Genomic DNA, 671 nt, shown 5'->3' on the forward strand with positions numbered 1-671 from the left:
GATCCATGAGGGTTTTAAGTTAATAAAAAGTAAACTTTCATCTTGCGTAGAGGCAAGCTGTTCAATAGCCCGCTCTCTTAGGTGTCGATCAATGGGAAGCTGCACATCTTCCGGAATGTCAGGATTTTTGAAAAAAGGCCCCAAGCTTTCGACAACATCCTCTCTAATTCGCCTTCCCAACGTCTCATAGCCGATGATTTCCTGCGTCTGAAGAGAAAGAATAGGCTGGAAGAATGGACGTACTTCATGTCTCAGCGGAATCCTGCTGTCTTTAACCTGCACGGTGTGCGCCCTCCTTCTGTGAAACCTTCATGTTCTTAAATGTCACATATACGATGTAATGAATAGTATTGTAAACGACATTGTCACTTCTTGCAATGAATTCATGGAAGAAAACATAACATGATTGATTTTTAAAGGAGTATTGTTGAGTCTTGTCGAATTTTAAGCGAAATCCCATTCATTTATTCTATGTAGAATTCAGGTGACCAAGTGGCTATGAAAACATTCACGAGATCGCGAATCTCCATGCTATACGTTATTTTAATCGTGGCATTACTTGCTTTTGTCAGTGTGTCGAACTATATTGCCTCCCGTAACATGGAAAGTGAGAGCGATGCGATCGTGAATGATGCCATTCCGATCTCCAAAACTACGAACAGCCTGCTAAC

Annotated in this window: 1 pseudogene; it reads right to left on the reverse strand. The window is 41.4% G+C overall.

The features are described 5' to 3' along the window. Positions 1-282, reverse strand: a pseudogene (locus AC1DUA_RS39845) (EAL domain-containing protein); the annotation flags it as partial. Positions 283-671: the final 389 nt, after the last annotated feature.

It is taken from the genome of Paenibacillus sp. 01T422 (assembly GCF_056398785.1).